The organism is Acutalibacter sp., assembly GCF_056800975.1.
The window spans coordinates 1-4,263 of sequence record NZ_JBQISV010000135.1; the positions used below are offsets into that span (position 1 = coordinate 1).

General features: G+C 54.3%; 6 protein-coding genes. 5 read left to right on the forward strand and 1 reads right to left on the reverse strand.

Annotation, left to right across the window (positions count from 1 at the left end; all coding sequences use genetic code 11):
• The 4 genes from ACTO5E_RS10305 to ACTO5E_RS10320 form a co-directional block, all read left to right on the forward strand.
• The coding region (locus ACTO5E_RS10305; RefSeq protein WP_482303416.1) for an EamA family transporter at window positions 1-303 on the forward strand (303 nt) is incomplete at its 5' end.
• 12 nt (window positions 304-315) lie between these two features.
• Window positions 316-510 (forward strand): hypothetical protein, encoded by a 195-nt coding sequence (locus tag ACTO5E_RS10310; protein ID WP_482303417.1) that lies wholly within the window; start codon window positions 316-318, stop codon window positions 508-510.
• Between the two features lie 613 nt (window positions 511-1,123).
• Entirely contained in the window at window positions 1,124-2,332 is a 1,209-nt protein-coding gene (gene hydF, locus ACTO5E_RS10315) for a [FeFe] hydrogenase H-cluster maturation GTPase HydF (protein ID WP_482303419.1), read from the forward strand.
• A 10-nt stretch (window positions 2,333-2,342) separates the two neighbouring features.
• Window positions 2,343-3,242: a phosphotransferase enzyme family protein gene (locus tag ACTO5E_RS10320; protein WP_482303420.1), complete on the forward strand. Its 900-nt coding sequence runs from the start codon at window positions 2,343-2,345 to the stop codon at window positions 3,240-3,242.
• A 41-nt stretch (window positions 3,243-3,283) separates the two neighbouring features.
• Here ACTO5E_RS10320 and ACTO5E_RS10325 read toward each other — a convergent pair whose 3' ends face one another.
• On the reverse strand, window positions 3,284-3,727 hold the full coding sequence (locus ACTO5E_RS10325; RefSeq protein ID WP_482303421.1) for a DUF4624 family lipoprotein: 444 nt from the start codon (window positions 3,725-3,727) through the stop codon (window positions 3,284-3,286).
• Between the two features lie 291 nt (window positions 3,728-4,018).
• Between ACTO5E_RS10325 and ACTO5E_RS10330 the strand changes: the two genes are divergently transcribed.
• Window positions 4,019-4,263 (forward strand): hypothetical protein (locus ACTO5E_RS10330; protein ID WP_482303422.1); only part of this gene is annotated, 245 nt, incomplete at its 3' end.

Below are 4,263 nucleotides of genomic sequence, written 5' to 3' on the forward strand. Positions count from 1 at the left end.
CTGGTGGTGCTACTCATGGCCTGGGGCATGGTGTTTCTCACCAACACCCAGGGTGGGGTGACCGCCATTGCTCCAAAGAGCTGGGTGTTTCTGATTTTGTCCGGTCTTGCCACCGGGGCCTCCTGGCTGTGCTACTATTATGCGCTGCAGGTGGGGGAGGCCTCAAAGGTAGTGCCTATTGACAAAATGAGCGTGGTGATTACCTTGCTGCTCGCTTTTGTATTTCTGCATGAAAAAATAACCATTAAGTCTGCTATTGGCTGTACGCTGATCGGTGCGGGCACCTTGTTGATGGTGCTGTAAAGGAGGGCCGGAATGAGAAAATGTCTGAGATGTGAGGCGGAAATGAAAGAGGGCTACGCCCTGTTTGGCTCGGACAATTTCTGGCGTGTGGCCGCGGCTGAGGATGGAAAATGGGTTTCCCGGGAAATCGGAAAGCTTTCCTGCGTGGTATGTCCGGAATGTGGATATACAGAATTATATGTGGAACCTGCTAAGAAAAAGATGTAAAGTTATAACGCTTGTCGGAGATAAAAAGGGAAATGAGCTATTAGAGATTATTCTAGTAAAGAGTGTAAGGTAGATGCACTTTATACATCTGTCAGTCATCCTTTAAGCATTGTAAAACTGGGAAAGGATGATCTGATGGGTTGGAACCGATGCCGGCAGGACTGGGAGATATTCGGTGGCTGCCGGGAGAAAGGCGAGAGCCCCCGGGTTTGAAGTCCTGGAAGGGCAGAGAAAAGATAGCCGCCGTTGACGAGAAGCTGCTGGAATTCTGGAATTAACAGAAACAAGACATATTGTTGTCCTATTTACTGGTGTATCATGGTTCTATCTCAATCAGAATGAAATAGGAGTTGATTTTATGAGCAGATTCAGCGAAAAAGGCTATCACGTCAAAGAAAACGCCCCCATTCACCGGCTTCCAGATGTTCGCGGGGGAGCCAGTGGGGAATGAGATCTCCTTCATGCAGGTGCAGGAGATTGAAAAGCTGGCTGAGTATGCTGCCGGTAAGGGCTGGAATGGGATAACGCCTGTGGAGACCCAGCCCTGGGGTGGAAAGGTATGCCGCATTAGACGGGTATGTAATCCGAATTTTTGAGTAGAGGAAGTGATTCTATGAGCCTGAACGCAACCGTTTCCGCCGAACGTCCCCATATTGCTTTCTTCGGGATGCGCAACGCGGGCAAGTCCAGCTTGGTAAACGCGGTCACTGGCCAGCAGCTGGCGGTGGTCTCAGATGTAAAGGGCACAACGACCGACCCGGTGAAGAAAGCAATGGAGCTGCTGCCCATGGGCCCGGTTGTCATCATCGACACCCCCGGCCTGGACGACGAGGGAGAGCTGGGTGAGCTGCGGGTGCAAAAGGCCAGAGAGATTCTGGCGAAAACCGATATTGCGGTTTTGGTGGTAGACGCAGGACTGGGCCTGAGTCCTCAGGATCAAGAGCTGTTGGCTCTTTTTCGGGAGAGAGGGACGCCCTATGTTGTTGCGCACAGTAAAGTGGATCTCCTTGCCACAAGGATGGAGCTTGACGGTCAGGCGATTTATGTCAGCGCAAAAACAGGAGAGGGGATTGACCAGCTAAAGGACAAGCTGGGGAGCTTTACAGAAAAGGCTGTAAATCAGCGGCAGCTGGTGGCAGACCTGCTGTCCCCCGGCGACCTGGCTGTGCTGGTAACGCCCATTGACGCAGCCGCGCCCAAGGGCCGGATGATTCTTCCCCAGCAGCAGACCATGCGGGACATTCTGGACGCTCACTGCGCTTTTGTCACCTGTCAGCCAGAGGAGTTGTCTGCGGTGCTGAGGTCCTTGTCCGTCAAGCCCAAAATTGTCATTACAGACTCCCAAGCCTTTCAGCGGGTGGCGGAGGATGTGCCCGAGGATGTGCTGCTCACCTCCTTCTCCATTCTGTTTGCCCGGTATAAGGGCAGCCTGCCCATGCTGGTAAAGGGCGCTGCCCGGCTGGCCACTCTGAAGGACGGCGACCGGGTGTTGATCTCCGAGGGGTGCACCCACCACCGTCAGTGCGGGGACATCGGCACAGTGAAGCTGCCAGCCTGGATTGAGAAGTACACTGGGGTCAAGCCTCAGTACGACTTTACCTCTGGCGGCGAGTTTCCGGAGAAGCCTGAGGGTTACCAGCTGGTGGTCCACTGCGGCGGCTGTATGCTCAATGAGAAAGAGATGCAGAGCCGGGTGGCCCGGGCAAAGACCGTGGGCGTTCCTATGGTCAACTACGGCGTAGCCATTGCCCAGATGCATGGCATTCTCCGCCGGAGTCTGGAGGCTTTCCCCGAGGTTTTGGCCTTGCTGGACAACAGATAGGAGGAAAATGATGGAGAAGCTTCTTGCTCAGCTGAACCAAAATTGGCCCCCTGCCTTTGAGCATTTGGAGCTGCTCCGAGACAGCGGGAGCCTGGCCTATGCAGCCTACTCCAACGGGAAAAAGTATTTTCTGCGGGTAGTCAAACCCTCTCTGGCCAATGATGCGGAAGTGGGGGCAGAGGTACAGATGTTTCTTCACCGGCAGGGTTTTCCCACACCGGAAATCATGCCCACCCGCTCTGACTGGCCCGGCCTGCTGTGGGAGTCCCAACTGCTGCTCCTCTATGAATATATTGAGGGAGAGGACTGTGTGCCGGACCAGGACCCGGAGGCCATCGGGCGGCTTGCTGGCAGACTTCATCAGGAGATGCGGGCATACCCCAAGCCCCTGCCGGTGCGGGACAGGCAGTTCTATATTGGCCGTTATGTGGATATCCTTCGGAAGAAGCATTATCCTCGGGCAGAGGAGTATGCCACATATGGCGAAGCCCTTTGGGAGAGGCTGAAGACACTGCCCACAGGCCCCTGTCATGGGGACTTGTATTGTGGGAACATCCGCAGAACGCCAGACGGGGGACTGTATGTCTATGATTTCGACACAGCCTGTATCGGCTTTCCCATGTATGACCTGACCTTGATTGCCGACCAGACGGAATATTTTTGCTTTGATGAGGCGAACTATGGGCGTTCCCACCAACTGCTGGCCCGTATGCTGCCGGCTTACCGGGAGGAGGCTTTCCTCAGCAGGGAGGAGGAAAGGGCCTTTCCCGCCCTGATTGCCCTGCAGCATTTTTCCACTCAGGCCACCATCACCGAGTTGTTTGGCCCTGACTGCTTGAGCGATGAAAATATTGACGCCCAATTAGACTGGCTGTACCGCTGGCAGACCCAGTGGGAGGCAGAAAAGTGAAAAAGAGCCCCTTTGCCGTAATGGGAAAGGGGCTCTCTTTGTTATGCTGGGCGTGCCAGCCCGTGAATGTCGGCGGAGAAGTCCAGGTCCTGGATGTGATCGCTGCGGGAGGAGACAGTGACTGTGATTGGGCCAGCCACCTGTCTGAGGAACCGCACCGCGTATTCCCGGCCCTTTTCCAGAGGCCCCACCTCCTGAGTAAACACGGCGCTGTCGTTAAGCTCCCGCTGCCAAAGTACCGCGCCAGAGCCAGCGTCGGCCACCTGCATCACGCCGTGTCCGCCAGCCGCGCTGATAATAAAGTCCAGCTCTAACCGGTCGGTGTCCTGGCTGACGGTAAAGAGACGTTCGCCAGAAAACGCGCCGATGCTGTCCCGCTCTCCGTCCAGGTCCATTTTTGCCCAGAACAGCGAGGGCATACAGCTGGCGACTGTGTCCGCCAGCTCTCCCAAACCTATTTTATACAGCAGCGCTTTCAGTGTCATACCGATACCGTCCCTTCTGGTTTTTGTTTTCTCTATTGTACCGGTATAATATTAAAGAAACCCGGCGGCAATGCTTACCGATTTCTTACACATCCTTCTCACCACATCATACTGCTTTCTGCCTGGTAATTCTGTCAAATCCCGTCTTTCTTCAAAAATTCAAGAACTGTTTTCAAAATATACAACTTATTTCCTTTTTGTCCGATTCTTAAGTATGAGAGATTACCCCCCAATATCAAAGGAGGCCGTTATCATGTCAAAAGCTGTAGAGAGATATCCGGCCCCACGAGTTTGTTTCGTGACCAGGGTGGCAACGTTACAGAGGTCCCCAAGCTGACTCTGTTGATGGACAGCATCTCTTTAGCCCCAGAGAATCTTCGCACCTATTTCAATGTGGCTTCTCGCGATGGCCGGGACTTCTGCGTGGAGCTGGAGAAGGTACACACCACTGGGTCGGAGCCGGAGGCCAGGCTGACTAAGCTTCGGGTGGAGATGATGGCGGGGGAGGGACCTGATCTTATTCTGGAGGACTGCTT

Excerpts from the sequence above, each read along its gene's own strand:
- ACTO5E_RS10310 (WP_482303417.1), top strand. The coding sequence starts at position 316 with ATGAGAAAATGTCTGAGATGTGAGGCGGAAATGAAAGAGGGCTACGCC.
- hydF (WP_482303419.1), top strand. The coding sequence starts at position 1,124 with ATGAGCCTGAACGCAACCGTTTCCGCCGAACGTCCCCATATTGCTTTC.
- ACTO5E_RS10320 (WP_482303420.1), top strand. The coding sequence starts at position 2,343 with ATGGAGAAGCTTCTTGCTCAGCTGAACCAAAATTGGCCCCCTGCCTTT.
- ACTO5E_RS10325 (WP_482303421.1), bottom strand. The coding sequence starts at position 3,727 with ATGACACTGAAAGCGCTGCTGTATAAAATAGGTTTGGGAGAGCTGGCG.